General features: G+C 71.0%; 13 protein-coding genes and 1 pseudogene. 4 read left to right on the top strand and 10 right to left on the bottom strand.

The window, feature by feature from the left end; translation table 11 throughout:
• Positions 1–23: 23 nt before the first annotated feature.
• Both ABIE38_RS14025 and ABIE38_RS14020 read right to left on the bottom strand, forming a co-directional pair.
• A complete protein-coding gene (locus ABIE38_RS14025; RefSeq protein ID WP_354057278.1) occupies positions 24–908 on the bottom strand; it encodes a sigma-70 family RNA polymerase sigma factor in 885 nt (294 codons plus the stop codon).
• Positions 905–1,420, bottom strand: a complete 516-nt coding sequence (locus tag ABIE38_RS14020) for a carboxymuconolactone decarboxylase family protein (protein WP_354057276.1) — start codon at positions 1,418–1,420, stop codon at positions 905–907. Before ABIE38_RS14020 ends, ABIE38_RS14025 begins: the two co-directional genes overlap by 4 nt.
• A 109-nt stretch (positions 1,421–1,529) precedes the next feature.
• Between ABIE38_RS14020 and ABIE38_RS14015 the strand changes: the two genes are divergently transcribed.
• Positions 1,530–2,123, top strand: a complete 594-nt coding sequence (locus tag ABIE38_RS14015; protein ID WP_354057274.1) for a DUF1707 SHOCT-like domain-containing protein — start codon at positions 1,530–1,532, stop codon at positions 2,121–2,123.
• A gap of 32 nt (positions 2,124–2,155) precedes the next feature.
• Here ABIE38_RS14015 and ABIE38_RS14010 read toward each other — a convergent pair whose 3' ends face one another.
• Both ABIE38_RS14010 and ABIE38_RS14005 read right to left on the bottom strand, forming a co-directional pair.
• Positions 2,156–2,596 carry a hypothetical protein gene (locus tag ABIE38_RS14010; protein WP_354057272.1) on the bottom strand — a complete coding sequence of 147 codons (441 nt, stop codon included), beginning with the start codon at positions 2,594–2,596 and terminating at the stop codon, positions 2,156–2,158.
• A 65-nt stretch (positions 2,597–2,661) separates the two neighbouring features.
• Positions 2,662–4,026, bottom strand: a complete 1,365-nt coding sequence (locus ABIE38_RS14005) for an MFS transporter (RefSeq protein WP_354057270.1) — start codon at positions 4,024–4,026, stop codon at positions 2,662–2,664.
• Positions 4,027–4,402: 376 nt separating this feature from the next.
• Between ABIE38_RS14005 and ABIE38_RS14000 the strand changes: the two genes are divergently transcribed.
• Positions 4,403–6,292 (top strand): N-acyl-D-amino-acid deacylase family protein, encoded by a 1,890-nt coding sequence (locus tag ABIE38_RS14000; RefSeq protein WP_354057268.1) that lies wholly within the window; start codon positions 4,403–4,405, stop codon positions 6,290–6,292.
• Here the strand turns inward: ABIE38_RS14000 and ABIE38_RS13995 are convergent.
• Positions 6,286–6,837, bottom strand: a pseudogene (locus tag ABIE38_RS13995) (YwaF family protein); the annotation flags it as partial. The gene ABIE38_RS14000 and the pseudogene ABIE38_RS13995 overlap by 7 nt on opposite strands.
• Positions 6,838–6,982: 145 nt before the next feature.
• Positions 6,983–8,404, bottom strand: coding sequence for an MBL fold metallo-hydrolase (locus ABIE38_RS13990; protein WP_354057266.1), 1,422 nt, complete (start codon positions 8,402–8,404; stop codon positions 6,983–6,985).
• A 133-nt stretch (positions 8,405–8,537) separates the two neighbouring features.
• On the opposite strand from ABIE38_RS13990, the gene ABIE38_RS13985 reads away from it, so the two are divergent.
• Entirely contained in the window at positions 8,538–8,990 is a 453-nt protein-coding gene (locus ABIE38_RS13985) for a PPOX class F420-dependent oxidoreductase (RefSeq protein ID WP_354057264.1), read from the top strand.
• 131 nt (positions 8,991–9,121) lie between these two features.
• On the top strand, positions 9,122–9,697 hold the full coding sequence (locus ABIE38_RS13980; RefSeq protein WP_354057262.1) for a peroxidase-related enzyme: 576 nt from the start codon (positions 9,122–9,124) through the stop codon (positions 9,695–9,697).
• Positions 9,698–9,737: 40 nt separating this feature from the next.
• Here ABIE38_RS13980 and ABIE38_RS13975 read toward each other — a convergent pair whose 3' ends face one another.
• The 4 genes from ABIE38_RS13975 to ABIE38_RS13960 form a co-directional block, all read right to left on the bottom strand.
• Positions 9,738–10,781: a hypothetical protein gene (locus ABIE38_RS13975; RefSeq protein ID WP_354057260.1), complete on the bottom strand. Its 1,044-nt coding sequence runs from the start codon at positions 10,779–10,781 to the stop codon at positions 9,738–9,740.
• A gap of 75 nt (positions 10,782–10,856) precedes the next feature.
• Positions 10,857–11,597: a glucose 1-dehydrogenase gene (locus ABIE38_RS13970; protein WP_354057258.1), complete on the bottom strand. Its 741-nt coding sequence runs from the start codon at positions 11,595–11,597 to the stop codon at positions 10,857–10,859.
• Between the two features lie 51 nt (positions 11,598–11,648).
• A complete protein-coding gene (locus tag ABIE38_RS13965; protein ID WP_354057256.1) occupies positions 11,649–12,725 on the bottom strand; it encodes an NAD(P)H-dependent amine dehydrogenase family protein in 1,077 nt (358 codons plus the stop codon).
• A 135-nt stretch (positions 12,726–12,860) separates the two neighbouring features.
• Complete coding sequence (locus tag ABIE38_RS13960; protein WP_354057254.1) at positions 12,861–13,583, bottom strand: superoxide dismutase family protein; 723 nt, start codon at positions 13,581–13,583, stop codon at positions 12,861–12,863.
• Positions 13,584–13,678: the final 95 nt, after the last annotated feature.

The following is a 13,678-nucleotide window of genomic DNA, read 5'->3' as shown; positions in this document are numbered from 1 at the left end:
CCGGGCTGCCGCGGACCGCCGCCTCACGCGCTCGGCTCGAACCCCTCGGGCAAGGCGAGACGCGTGAGTTTGGCCGGGTTGGAATGGAAGTAGACCCGCGTGACGCGGCCGTCGGCCACGCCCAGCTGGGCCACCCGGACGACACCGCGGGAGACCACCGCCAACGCGAACTCCCCGTTCACCTCGACCGGCGCGATCATGCCGTCGGACAGCTCCGCCGCCTTGATGAGGAAGTACGCACACTTGCGGGCCCCGACGATGTCCCTGCGGGCGGCGTTGACCTTCCCGTCGCTGTCCGAGACCACCCGGGCGTCCGCGGTGAGCACGTCGATCGTCTGCTGGAGGTCACCGGCCAGGACGGCCTCGACCAGCCGCGAGATCACCGCCTCCGGCGCGCGCTCCGGCGGACGCAGGTCGGTGTCCAGCCGGTGCCTCGCCCGACTCACCCACTGACGGACCGTGGGCACGGCCGCGTCCAGCGCCTCGGCGATCTCGGCGTAGGGCAGGGCGTAGGCCTCGCGCAGGACGAAGGCCGCGCGCTCGTCGGGGCCGAGTTGCTCGTAAGCCAGCAGGACGGCGATCCGCAGGTCGTCGCGCTGCTCGGCCAGCTCCGCGGGCAGAAGGGCGGTATCGACGGGTTCGGGGAACCACGCCCCCACGTAGTCCTCCCGCCTGCGCCGCCGCAGCCGGTCCAGGCACAGGCGCGTGGTGACGGTGGTGAGCCACGCCTCGGGGTTGTCGGGCGCCGATCCCACCTCGAGCCCGACCAGGCGGGCCAGTGCCTCGTCGGCGGCGTCCTCCGCGTCGGCCCACGTCCCGGTGATGCGGTACCCGACCCCGAGGAGGCGCCCCCGGACCCGGTCCACCGCGGCCCGGTCAAGTCCGGCGAGCGCCCCGGCCGCGGTCACCTCGGGCGAACGGGATCGATGTCCTCCCGGCGCACCCCCTTGAGCGACCCCGGGTCCTTCCGGGTGGCCACTGCGATCCGGTTCCATGCGTTGATGGTGACGGCCTCCATCAGCAGCTGTCCAGTGCCCGCCTCGCCCCGGTGTCGGACCACGTCGTCCCAGAGCTGGTCCGAGACCGAGTCCTCGCCGCGGATGTGGGTGATCGCGTCAGCGAATCGCAGGACCGTGAGGTCGCCCTCGGACAGTTCGCCGGCGTGGGCGGGCCAGTCCTCCGCGGCCACGATCCGGGCGTCGTCCCAGCCGTCCTTACGGGCGTCGCGTCGGTGCATGGCGGTGCAGAAGCGGCACTCGTTCACCGCCGAGACCCGGAGCCTGATGAGGTGACTGTCGGAGCGGGAGACCCGGGCCCGGGTGTAGGCCTCGAGCGCCAGCATGGGCACCATCGCGCCCGCGCTGACCTGTGTGCGCTGGTCATGTGTGTGCTGTCCGTGGTCGTTCCGGTGTGTACTCATACCCCTTCGACGTACCAGCGTCCCCGGATGTGACACGGGCCCGAAAATGACGGCGGATGGGTGCGATCACCTATGGCGGTCGGCGGGGGTCCCCTCATAACCTGGACACATGACCGATCCCGATGATCTGTTGCTCTCGGACTCCGAGCGTCTGCACGCCCTGACCGCGCTCGGCGACCACTACGCGGCGGGCCGCCTCGACGATCCGGAGTTCCACTCCCGCTCGGGCGACATCGCGGCCGCGCGCACCCTGGGCCAGCTGCGCGGGTCGTTCAGAGATCTCCCCGGCGGCATGCCCCTGAACAGCGTCGACGGCATGATCGTCCAGTCGGCCACAGCGGCGGGTGGCGAGCTGGTGCGCACCTCGTCGTCGTCACCCGCGGCGTCGGACCCGGATCGCGAACTCCAGGACCTCCGCAAACGGGGCAGGACGGTGGAGACGCTCGACGGGTTGGTCCTGGGAGCGACGCTCGTGGCGTTCCTCGTGCTGCAGTTCGTGGTGGGCTGGGACTACGCGTGGATCGTGTGGCCGTCGCTGGTCCTGACCCTGGGGGTTCCGCGCGCCATCCTGCAGTTCACCGACTCGGACGAGGAGCTCTACGAAGAGCTCAAGGAGTCCGACGACGAGGCCCGCAAGGAGCGCCTCCGTGCGGCCACCGAGCGGATCCGCGAGCTCGGCGACGGACGCGAGACGCGGGACTGACCCCGTCGGCCGGGCCCCTGCCGTCCACGGTTCTACCCGGCGGAGGTGCCGGGCCCGTGCCGGATGCCCGGCGCGTGACCGGTGCCCGGCCCACCGTCGCCCTCTCTCCTCCCGAGCGCCGCGGCCGCCGCCGGGAACACTCCCAGGCCGAGTCCGACCGCCACGATCGTCGCTCCCACGCCCAACGATGCCAGTACGGGGACCCTGCGTTGGGCGAGAGCGGAGTCGCAGGCTTCCTGCGCCTCCGAACTCGGCTGGGGACGCTCACCCCGGAGGAGGTCTGCCCAGCTCAGCGAGGTGAGGGCGTTGTCCTTGTCCCTGGCCTCGCGGTAGTCGGGGCTGAAGTAGGTGCCGCAGTCCACCCGCTGGATCCACCCGCCCGTGGCCACCCCGATGCTGCCCAGCAGGATCCCCCCGAGCACGACGAGCAGGCCGAGCACGGAGACGAGTGCACCGATCACGCGAGGGGTCACCGCGCCATCGTCACACCCGCGGCCTGCTGCCGCATCCGCGCGCGGCCCGCCGGCCGGGAGACGCGTCAGGTCTCCTCGAGCGCGACGCCCTTGCGCTCCGGGAGGGTGAAGGCGGCCAGCGCTGCCACGACGAAGGCCGCGGCGAACACCCCGAAGACCATCGCCGTGCCTCCGGCGCCCAGCATCACCGGCACGAGCAGTGGCGCGATGATCGAGGCGATCCGCCCGAACGCCGCCGCCGCGCCGGTGCCGGACCCGCGGGTCCTGGTGGGGTACAGCTCGGGGCCGATCGCGTACAGCGCGCCCCACGCGCCGAGGTTGAAGAACGACAGCGCCATACCCGCGGCGATGATCGTGGCCGGCGAGCCCGCGAGGCCGAACAGGCCCGCGGCGACCGCGGAACCCGACAGGAACCCCGCGAGGGTGACGCGGCGGCCCCACACCTCGATGAGCCACGCCGCGACCGCGTACCCCGGCAACTGGGCGAGCGTGATGATGAGGGTGTAACCGAACGACCTGACCAGGTCGAAGCCCTGTGAGACCAGCAGGCTGGGCAGCCAGATGAACGCGCCGTAGTACGAGAAGTTGATCCCGAACCACACGATCCACAGGGCGCCGGTCCGTCGGCGCAGGCGCGGGGACCAGATCGGCTCGCGGGCGGACTCCCCGCGGGCGGACTCCTCGACGGGCTCGAGCCGGTCCGGGGCCGCGCCGGCGGTCGCGGTGGGCGCGGCGGCGGGCGTGGCGTCGGGCGGTTCGACCCCGGCCGAGGCCTCGTACTGGCGGACGATCCGCTCGGCCTCGTCGACCCGTCCCTTCGATTCCAGGAACCGCACCGACTCGGGCAGCCCGAACCGGATGACCAGCGCGTAGGCGGCGGGGACCAGGCCCACGGCCAGCGCCCAGCGCCATCCGTCGTCACCGGTCGGGACCACGAAGTATCCGATGAGCGCCGCCATGATCCAGCCGACTGCCCAGAAGCCCTCGAGGATCACCACGACTCTGCCGCGGATCCGGCGGGGCGCGAACTCGCTGACCAGCGTGGAGGCGACAGGCAGCTCGGCGCCCAGGCCGAGACCCACGATGAAGCGCAGGACGATGAGCACGGCGATTCCGGTCGACAGCGCCGCCGCGCCCGTGGCCAGTCCGTAGACCAGCAGGGTCGCGGCGAAGACCTGGCGGCGACCGATCCTGTCCGCGAGCAGACCGCCGAGCGCGGCGCCGATCGCCATGCCGACGAACCCGATGGACCCGATCCAGGACAGCTCGGTGGGGGTGAGCGCCCAGTGCACTGCCAGCGCGGCCATGACGAACGAGATCAGGCCGACGTCCATGGCGTCCAGTGCCCAGCCGACCCCGGATCCGAGCAGAAGCCTGCGGTGCTTGCGGGTGAACGGCAGGCCGTCGAGGCGCTCCGTGCGTGTGGTCATGCGCGACAAGGCTACTCCCGGCCCGCAGGCGTCTCACTGGCGCGGCGACCGGCCGATACCGCGCGGCTGCACCCTCCCGCCGGTGCTCCACGGCGCCCTCCCGCCGGTGTGCCCCGGCGCCCCACCGCCGGTGTGCCCCGGCGCCCTCCGGCGAGTGGTCGCGAACGGCACCTGAGCGGGAACGCCACCTCGGAGAACGTGAGCGGATGTGACCACGCGAGAGCACGGGCACACGGGCACACGAGGGACGGCGGCCGGGAGGCGGCCCGACGTGGCCGGGCGGCGCAGGGGAATCTCCGACGAGGTCTGGACTTGGACCAGTGTCCGGGTAGCCTGGTGAAGTATGTGTTTTGCATCACAAACTGGGGAGTGCCTCGTGGACACCACTGAACACGCCAGCCCGGGCGGCGCCGACTTCGAACTCGTGATCCGCGGCGGGACCGTCTACGACGGAACCGGTGCGCCGGGCGTCCGGTCCGACGTCGGGATCCGGTCCGGCCTCGTCGCGGCGGTGAGCCCTACCCCGCTCCCGGTCTCACCCGGCACCCGCGTCATCGAGGCCCACGGCAAATGGGTGATGCCCGGGTTCATCGATACCCACACCCACTACGACGTCGAACTGCTGGTCTCCCCCGGGCTGGGCGAATCGGTGCGCCACGGGGTGACCACCGTGCTCGTGGGCAACTGCTCCCTGTCCGGGGTCTACTCGGACACGGTCGACGTGGCCGACCTGTTCAGCCGCGTCGAGGCCCTGCCCCGGGACGCCGTGCTCGAGGCACTCGAGCGCACGAAGTCCTGGTCCGACCCGTCGGGGTGGCGGCGCGCGGTCGAGGCACTGCCGCTGGGGCCCAACGTGGCGAGCTTCCTCGGCCACTCCGACGTCCGCGCCTCGGTGATGGGACTGGGCCGGGCGACCGACCCGGAGCACTCCCCCACCCGGCGGGAGCGACGCGAGATCGAACGGCGCGTCGACGAGGCCCTCGACCAGGGCTTCATCGGGGTCTCCACCATGACCAACCCCTGGGACAAGATGGACGGCGACCGCTACCGCTCGCGGACCCTGCCCTCCACGCACGCCTCGTGGAAGGAGTTCCGACGGATCAGCCGGATCCTCCGCCGGCGCGGCCGGGTCCTGCAGGGCGTGCCGAACCTCAACACCAAGGTCGACGTGGCATTCTACGTGGCGACCAGCACGGGGCTCTTCCGCAAGCCGCTGCGGGTCTCACTCCTCGCCGCCGCGGACACCCTGGCCGAGCCGTGGGTCAACCGCATCTTCCGGCCCCTGGCATGGGTGGCCAACACCCTCGGCAGGGGCCGGTTCGTGTGGCAGCACCTGCCCACCACCTTCAAGGTGTGGGCCGACGGGATCGACCTGGTGGTCTTCGAGGAGTTCGGCTCCGGACGCGAGGCCCTGCACCTCAAGGACGAGATGGCCCGCACCGACCTGCTCGGAGAGGAGAGCTACCGACGCTGGTTTCGCCGCGACTTCGAGAAGCGCTTCAGCCCGCGGGTGTGGCACCGCGATTTCGACGACGCTCTGATCGTGGCCTGCCCCGACGAGGCGCTGGTCGGCAGGACCGTCGGCGACGTCGCCCGCGACCGGACGCTGCACCCCGCGGACTGCTTCCTCGACCTCGTCGTGGAGCACGGCGCCGGCCTGCGGTGGACCACCACCATCGCCAACGCGCGCGAGAAGGTCGCGAACCGGCTCGTGCGGACCCCCGGCATCACCATCGGCTTCTCCGACTCCGGTGCGCACCTGCGGAACATGGCCTTCTACAACTTCGGCGTCCGCCTGCTCGAGCGCGTGCACGAGGCGAACCGTCGCGGCGCCCCGTTCCTGTCCGTCGAGGAGGCCGTGTTCAAACTCACCGGCGAGCTCGCCGACTTCTATCGGCTCGACGCCGGGCGGATCGAGCCCGGACGGCGAGCCGATGTGGTGGTGATCGATCCGGCCGGGCTCGACGGCGAGTCGCTGGGCTATCACGAGGAGGCGATGCCGGAACTCGGTGGCATACGGCGCATGGTCAACCGCAACGACCGGGCGGTGGCCGCCACGATAATCGGCGGCCACGTGGTGTGGTCCGACGGCGAGTTCGCCCCGGGTTACGGCTCGGACTACGCGTCGGGCCGGTTCCTGCCGGCGGGTCGGCGGATCAGCCCGGCCCCGACCGGTTCCGTGCCCCGGGTCAGCCGCTCGGCGGTCCACGGCCAGGTGAACAGCGCCCACACCACGGCGACCACCCCCGCTGCGACAACGATGTAGACGGGCCAGGGGCCCATGAGATCCAGCGGCGACCCCTCCGGCGGGGCGTGGCGGAGATACCCGTAGTTGGCCTCGGCGACCAGGTTGACCGCAGAAGCCACCACGGCCCAGAACACCGTGAACAGGAAGGTGAACCCGAATCCCCGCCAGGTCGGTCGCAACCCCAGCCCCCATACCAGTATCACCGGGGCGATGAAGGCGGCGATATGGGAGAACCAGAACATCCCGTACTCCACCGGCGGGGAGAAGCTGTAGTCCAGGTCCGGAGTCAGCAGCGCCATCAGGTTGAGGGACAACCCCCAGAAATACGCCACCGCCACCGCCCACCCCGCACGGGTGATCAACGCCACCGGGATGATGATTCGGGCCCAGTCCGAAAGATCGGCCGGAATGGCCTGTGCGGGATCGAATCGGCCGGGCATCAGGTCCCAGAGAATCCAGCCCACCCCGACCAGCAACATGAGCCACCCGGCGGTCGTGATCGCCCGGTCCACTGCCCGGGCACCGCGGTGGCGCCGCACCACGACCAGCAACACAGCTGTCATCACCACCGTGACGGCCAGCGCGGAGAAGTGGGCCACGCCGAAGATCGGCATCGAGCCGAGCTCCTCCTCGGCGGCCAGGATGGTCGCTGTGGTGGTCATGAACCCCACCCTAGAGGGGTACCTCCCAGGGATCCGGGCCCCGCGGTCACCCCGTGGGCATGCCGGCGTCCTCCCAGGCGGAGTAGCTGCCCTCGAGTTCGGCGACGTCGTGGCCGACGCTGCGCAGCGCGCTGGCCACCACCGAGCTGCGGGCACCCGACTGGCAGTAGGTGACGATCCTTCCCGAGTCGGGCAGCTCGTCGCGTTCCCACATCACCTGGCCACCGTGCAGCTGGATGGCTCCCGGGACGTGGCCCTCGTCGTACTCGGACGTCGCGCGGACGTCGAGGACCATCGCGTGCTCGTGGGATCCCAGGTCCTTCGGGTCCACCGTCTCCGGTCGGAACGTGTGCAGTCCGTCGGTGGAGGTGACGTACCCGCGTGTGGAGTCGACGCCCACCCGGATGACGTGCCGCCGCAACTCGTCGGCCGCCCCGGCGTCCTCGGCCAGGAAGACCAGGCCGCGGGTGTCGGATTCCGGGTCGATGGCCCAGCCCGCGTAGGTGCCGGCCTGACCGGCGGGGAGGTTGATGGCGCGCTCGACGGTGCCGTCGTGGACGTCGTCGGCGGGTCGGGGGTCGACGACGACGAGGTCGCCCGACCCGATGCCGGAGGCCACCTCCTCCGCAGGCAGTTCGGGCAGCTCCGGCAGTGGATGGCCGAGGACGGAGGGCCCGTCCCGGTTCTGCCGCTTCATCCGCCCGAAGTAGGCCGGGACGTCGGGTTGGCCGTCGAGGAGTTCGGAGACGAAGCCCTCCTCGTCGTCGTCCTCCACGTACTTCGGCCACCACGCGAACTTCCGCTCGTATCCCACCGAGCTGGACGGCAGCGCGCCCAGGGACTTACCGCAGGCAGAGCCCGCCCCGTGGGCCGGGAACACCTGGACGTGGTCGGGCAGGGTGAGAAAGCGCTCGCGCAGGCTGGCGAACAGTTGCCGGGCGCTCTCGACGCGGGTGTCCTCGCCGGAACCGCTCCCGTCGGAGCCGCTCCCGTCGGAGGTCTCGTCGAGCAGGTCCGGTCGGCCCAGGTCGCCACAGAACACGAAGTCGCCGGTCAGCGCGTAACCGGGCTCGTCTGCGAAGGCGCCGTCGGTGACGAGGAACATCAGGTGCTCGGGCGTGTGTCCAGGGGTGTGCACGGCCTCGAGGCGGACGTTGCCCAGCTCGACGGAGTCGCCGTGGCGGAGCCGCTCGCCCTCGAAACCGTAGCGCCAGTCCTCGCCGCCCTCGTCGGAGAGATAGGTGGTGGCACCGGTCGCGGCGGCCAGTTCTCGGGTGCCGGACAGGTAGTCGGCGTGGATGTGGGTCTCGGTGACCTTGACGATGGTCATGCCGTGCTGATCGGCCATCTCGAAGTAGGGCCGGAGGTCGCGGCTGGGGTCCACGACGATCGCCTCACCGCTGCTCTGACAGCCGATGAAGTAGCTGGCGTGGGCGAGGTCGTAATCATAGATGCGTTCGAAGAGCATGTCGTGTGTCCGTTTCCGTGGGGAACAGGTACACACCCCACCGTAAAACCCTCGGGGGTATAGCGCCACCGCCCGGCGGCGGCGGCGCGCACACTGGACCGGAGTAGCCGCCACCGACGAGAGGACCCGCACTGTGTCCGACACACACCAGCCCGACACGCACCAGCCCGGATCACACCGGCCCGACTCCCCGCTGACCGACGACCTTCGCCGCCTGCTCGCCCGGCCGAATCCGTGCGTCATGGCCACGCTGCGCAAGGACGGCTCCCCGGTGACCGTGCCCACCTGGTACCGGCTGGTGGGGGACCGCATCCACCTCAACCTGGACGCCGGCCGCGTGCGGCTCCAACACCTGAGGCGCGACCCACGGGTGGCTCTGTCCGTGCTGGACGCCGACGACTGGTACTCGCACGTGAGCATCCAGGGCCGGATCACCGAGATCGCCGAGGACCCGGACCTGTCCGGCATCGACGCCCTGTCCCGGCACTACACGGATCAGCCGTACCCGGTCCGCGATCGTGCCCGTGTCGACGCCTGGCTGGAGATCGAGCGCGTACACACGTGGGGGTCCGCGGCGCGATCCTGATCCGCCGTCGGGCGACGCGGCATAGCCTCTGGGCAGACCTCCAGTCCCTCCGCCCCTGAGCCCCCACTGCTCAGTTCCCTGCCCCTCAGTCCGGCGCCCCACCCGGGCGCCCCACTCCCCCGGAGCCGCACATGTCCGACCGTTTCCCCCTCGCCGAGCTCACCGATCTCCCCGACGACCTGCGGGAGCGCATCCTTGCGGAGCAGGAGAAGGCAGGGTTCGTCCCCGAGGTGTTCCTGATGTTCGGGCGCCGCCCGGCGGAGTGGCGGGCGTTCTTCGCCTACCACGACGCGGTGATGGACCGCGAGGACTCGAACATGTCCAAGGCGGACAAGGAGATGATCATCGTGACCATCTCCGCGCAGAACAACTGCCAGTTCTGCGTGGTGGCGCACGGTGCGATCCTCCGGATCGTGAAGAAGGACCCGTACATCTCCGACCAGTTGGCCGTGAGCCATCACAAGGCCGAGCTGACCCCCCGGGAACGCGCCATCTGCGACTTCGCCACCAAGGTCAACCTGCGGTCCGACGAGCTCGTCGACGCCGACTTCGCCGCGCTGCACGCGCACGGCCTGGACGACGAGGACGCGTGGGACATCGCGACGATCACCGGTCTGTTCGGGCTGAGCAACCGGGTGGCCAACGCCACCGACATGCGGCCGAACCCGGAGTTCTACCTGATGGGCCGAGTGCCGCGGGGGAAGTAGGGCGCGGACCCTCTCGGCGGGCCGGTTCGGCGCCGGGCGATCACCGGTTGACCGGGGTCGTCGGGGCCCAGTGGAAGCCCCGGTCGAACAGATAGCGCGACTCCGGGTCCTCGGCGATGGTGACGTCCACCCCGTCGCCGGTCAGCGCGATGCCCCCGGGGACCCGGGTCCACGTCAGGGTCAGCGTTCGCTCGGTGTCCCTCACCAGGCCGTACGTGCCCTCGCGGACCGGATACAACTCGATCGTCACCACGTCGCCGTTCACGGAGTATCGCCCGTCGTAGAAGTCTCCGTTGGCCAGACGCAGCCCGAGTCGCGCGTGGCCCGCGCCGTTCTGCCCGAAGGCCACCTGCTGCCATCGGTCGTCCTCGGCCAGCTGCTCGGCGGGTTCGGACTCGTCCTCGACCACGCGGTAGACGCCGGCCAACTCGGATGTCGCGGTCAGCGTCCCGCCTTTCACGGCCATGGCACCGAGAGCCGCGCCGGGGACGCAGACCGCCGCCACCGCCAGGATCGGCCCCGCCCACCGGGTGACGCGCCGGACCGCAGGCCAGGGCACCGGGTCCGGGAGCATCGCGGCGGGCACTGCACGACCGGCGAGGATGCGGCACACATGGACGAACCACGGAGCCGCGACCACCAGCCCGGTCACCGCCATCGCCAGGGAGAGTTGCTTGACCGGGACGTCGAAGGTCATGTTCAGCAGAAAGATCACGCCCATGGCCGCGGCGGCGAGCAGACCGCCCAACCAGGCCGTACGGCGGAAGAGCAGGAGGGCGGCGGCGGCGACCTCGGCGACGCCGGCCAGGATCTGGACGACCGGCGCGAATGCCATGAACCGCCAGAGCAGCCCCATCGGGCTCATCTCGCCGAACGCGGTCAGGGCGTCCCCGTAATCCGCGACCCCCATCTGCATGAGGAACACCTTGGGCCATCCGTAGACCAGGAGCACAAAGGCCAGCCAGACGCGGAGCAGCCAGTGGACAAGCCACCCCGCCGTCACCCACCGGTGCGGGTCCAGGCGGGTCCCGGTGGAACCGCTGTCGCCGGGGGCGTCTGTCGATGTGGGGAGATCCTGACTCATGCTGCTGAGCCTACGAACCCCGAGAGCGCCGAGCAGCGACTCAGGGTCCGTCTCAGGGGAGCACGGAGACGCGCTCTACAGCTGCTTGTGCGGGATCCCGTTGATAGTCCCGCCATCCACCACGAACTCCGTGGCGGTGGCGTATGAGGACTCGTCGGAGGCCAGGAACAGCACGAAGTTGGCCACGTCCTCGACGGTGCCCAGCCGGCCGAGGGGGATCGGGATCATGTCGTCCGGGATCCCCTCGGTGATCGGGGTGCGCACGAGGCCCGGGTGTAGCGAGTTGCAGCGGATGCCGTGCGGGGCGAGCTCGAGCGCGACCGACTTGGTGAGTCCGCGGACGGCCCACTTGGCGGCCACGTACCCGTGCGCCCACGGGGTACCCCGCATGCCCTCGATCGAGGAGACGTTGATGATGGACCCACCACCGGCGGCGATCATCGTCTCGGTGACGGCCTGACATCCGTAGAAGGTCCCCGTGAGGTTCACGTCCAGGATCTGCTGCCACTTGTCGTGCCGGAACCTGTGCAGCTCGGCCCCGTTGGCGATCCCCGCGTTGTTGACCAACACGTCGACCCCGCCCCAGTCGGCGACCGTCTCCTCGACGACGGTCCTCCACTGCTCCGGGTCGGACACGTCGAGATGGCGGTAGCGCGCGCTCTCCCCCAACTCGGCCGCCACGGTCTCGCCCTGCTCGTCCAGCACGTCGGTGAGCACGACCTTCGCGCCCTCCTCGACGAGGCGGCGCGCGTCGGCCTCACCCATCCCCCGTGCGGCGCCCGTGATGATGGCGACCTTGCCCTCGACCCGACCCATGACGACTCCCTCTACTCGTGAACAGCTGTGGTGACGGCGCCGATCGACGCGTCAGCGCGTGCCGACGATGCCCGGCGCGCCGGTGAGCGGTAGATCCAGCGTCGTGGTCAGCCCCGGCGCCGCGGCCACGACGGCGGGAACGGCATTGACCACCCTGCCGACCCCGGCGAGGATCGCCGAGTAGTTGTGGTCGCCGTCCGCGCTCCGCGCGGCCAGGTCGAGGACGTACGACGGCTCGCCGATCACCTCGACGCGGTACGAGTGACCCTCCTGGACCGCGTACGGCCAGTCCGGCCGCAGATCGTCCCGGGTGCGGGTGACGTGTTCGACCACGATGACGGGCTCGCCCGCCACCATGCCGGTGATCTGGAAGCGGAACCCCGCCTGGGTGCCCTCGGCGATGGTGCAGGCCGCGACCTCGTAGGTCTCCGGCGCGGGTTCGCGCTCGACGTGTTCGGTGATCTCGTCCACCTCCACGCCCAGCCCGGCGGCGAGCAGGTGGATCGACGCCCCCCACCCCGCCGTCAACACCCCGGGCAGGAACAGCAGCGGGGTCTGGTCGAGAGGGGTGCCGAACCCCATGACGTCGACCATCGACTCGGTGGAATCATAGGTGGCGTAGTCGGAGAACTCGGTGCAGCGGACCTGGCGCACCTCGCGGCAGGTGCCGGTGATCGCGAGCGGCAGGAGGTCGTTGGTGAACCCCGGGTCCACGCCGGTGACGAAGAGGGTGGCGCCGCCCTCCAGGGCCGCGGCCTCGAGCTTGGCGCGCGCGCTGTCAGGGACGCCGGCGGCGGGGTTGATGAGCGGAGTGGGTGCGGTCCCGGCGACGTTGATCCCGGCGGCGAGGTACTCGCGGATGTCGCGCGCGGCCTCCACCGGCCGGGTGTCGCTCATCGCGCAGTAGACCACGCAGTCGGGCGCCGCGGCCACGATGTCGGCCGCACTCGTGGTGGCGGTGACGCCCGTGGTCACCCCGAGACCGGCGAGCTCGCCCGCGTCCCGGCCCGCCTTGTCCGCGGAGTGCACCCAGACGCCCACCAGGTCGAAGCGCGGGTCCTCGATGAGCTGGCGCAGGGCGATCGCCCCGGCGTTCCCCGTGGCGATCTGTGCGACCCGGATGGCCATGTGTCCCCTCCCGACCTGAGGCGGAGCGTAATGACGCGCGCCTGCTCGCGGCGGACGCTACCAGAGCGGGCGGCCTGATCGGGGGGATATCGGACACGTGACCGGACAACTGTCCGGTCACGTGTCGGGGAGCGGTCAGCCTTCGACGACCCCACAGGCGATCCTGCTGCCTCCGTCTCCGGCCATCAGCGTGTCCTCGTCCGGCCCTTCCGGTGCGTAACGCTCCGGGATGTGGGCGAGGTTGTCCGGGTCCTCGTGGATCACGACGGCCGAGCCGTCGTCATCCAGCAGGAGCTCCCGGTCCAGCCGGTCCGTCAGGGTGGTGATGCGGGCGGTCCCGTCGCCGGCGACGTACAGCGGAGGCAGGTCGCCCGCGTGCTCGGGATGCCCGGCCCCGCCATTCGGTCCGGCCAGATGCCCGCCGGCCGAGAGGAACGCCCCCCGTTCCTCCGGGTCGTTGGGATTGGCGCTGTCCGGCTCGCACAGTCCGGTCGTGTGAACGTGCAGTCCGTGGAATCCGGGCTCGAGTCCGCTGGCCTCGACGGTGACCAGGGTGCCGCCCTCGGCCTCGACGAACTCCACCGTGCCGAGCGGTCCGCCCTCTGGGTCGGTGAGCTCCGCGGTGGCGAACGCCTGGTCGCCCTGCTCCTCGCCCCCGGCTCCCGCGTCGGCGGTGGTGGCGGTGTCCTGGGGGGATGTGGTCCCCTCGGCGGCGGGAGAGTCCTCCCCCGTCCCGCACGAGGCGGCCAGCACGGCTGCTGCGGCGAGTGCGACGAACGCGCTGCCCCTGCGGGCTCGGCGGAAGGTGGGCACGGTCTGTACGAGTTCGGTCTGTCCAGGTCGGTTCTGCATGGCCATCCGGTGGACCTCCTTGTCGGCGTCGTGAATGTCGGCGTCGTGGCCGCCACCGTACCCAGGCTCATTCCAGGCGCAACCGCGCGAAATCCGCTGGC

The sequence above is a fragment of the Dietzia sp. 2505 genome (genome assembly GCF_040546785.1).
Classification (GTDB): Bacteria; Actinomycetota; Actinomycetes; order Mycobacteriales; family Mycobacteriaceae; genus Dietzia.
This window is presented reverse-complemented; position numbering and strand designations above follow the sequence as displayed.